This is a genomic window from Cupriavidus sp. 8B (assembly GCF_054589115.1).
The window spans coordinates 1-1,018 of record NZ_BAAILO010000337.1; the positions used below are offsets into that span (position 1 = coordinate 1).

The 1,018-nt window shown below is 62.0% G+C and carries 2 protein-coding genes; both read right to left on the bottom strand.

Annotation, left to right across the window (positions count from 1 at the left end; all coding sequences use genetic code 11):
• Positions 1-455, bottom strand: a 455-nt coding sequence (locus ACYP5B_RS33625) for a transposase (RefSeq protein WP_459572508.1), incomplete at its 3' end; no start/stop codon positions are given.
• A 70-nt stretch (positions 456-525) separates the two neighbouring features.
• Complete coding sequence (locus tag ACYP5B_RS33630; protein WP_459572509.1) at positions 526-948, bottom strand: hypothetical protein; 423 nt, start codon at positions 946-948, stop codon at positions 526-528.
• Between the last annotated feature and the right edge of the window lie 70 nt (positions 949-1,018).

Genomic DNA, 1,018 nt, shown 5'->3' on the forward strand with positions numbered 1-1,018 from the left:
GATCCGAGCCGCTGAAACAGATTCTCTGTGCTCCAGCGCTGCCGGTACAGGCGCGCGATTTCCTGGGCCGTGAGTTGTGAGGCCGGGGCATTGGTCAGCAGGCGGATCACAGTGTCGCCGTCCTCGGTGGCGCGATCCAGCAGCAATTCGATGCGCCTGAGTACAAGCGGTGCATTCGATTCATCCTCGATGCTGACGGCTTGCTCGTACACGATGCCGGTCTCGACTCGCCCCATTTCGACTGCCTGGTCCAATTCACTGGGGCTCGGATTGCGGCCGTGCTCACGCACGATAAAGGCACTATCGCGACGCTGCCAGCCGGTAAGAATCGCACGGGTACTGAAATTCCGATCAGCGATCCACAACTCGCCAGGCTGGGCCGATTCGAGTAGCGTTTCTATGATGGCTCGCTCCTGAGCATGTGCATCTTCGCATGGCACAAGATCGACGATCATCGCCGTATCCGGGTCATAGACGACCAATGACTCCCCGGCAAGGCCGCACGCCAAAACCCACGCAATGGTTTCAGGCGCCTTTCGCTCGCCGGCAAATGGCTGCCATCCACGATGCGCAGGCGATAGCCGTCCACCGACGGCGGCTGCTTGCGCAACATCGGTTGCACGACCGGCCCCACCCGCCGCGCGCTGCCTTGCACCAGGGCACGAACCAGTTCCGGCTGATCTTGTCGTACAGCGCGGTGATGGAAACCGGCAGCGCCGGACTGGCCTTGGCCGCCGCGTGCACCGACGGGCGCAGCCCCACGGCGACCAGCGACATGATTTCCACCGTCGTCGAGAACAATAGCTCCCGCGTGTACTGCGTTTCACGCTCCTGCTCGAACAACTCGTCGATCCAGGCCGGATCGAGGGCGCGTTGCAACCCCGGCCGCGCCATCACGCTGATCGGGCTACGTTCGATAAAGCGTTCCACCACTGCATCCAGCACCACGCCACTGAGTCCATCTTCGGGTTCGAGAACACGGAGTGTGCCCTAATCTTCATCACCTTGAAAGGGGTGG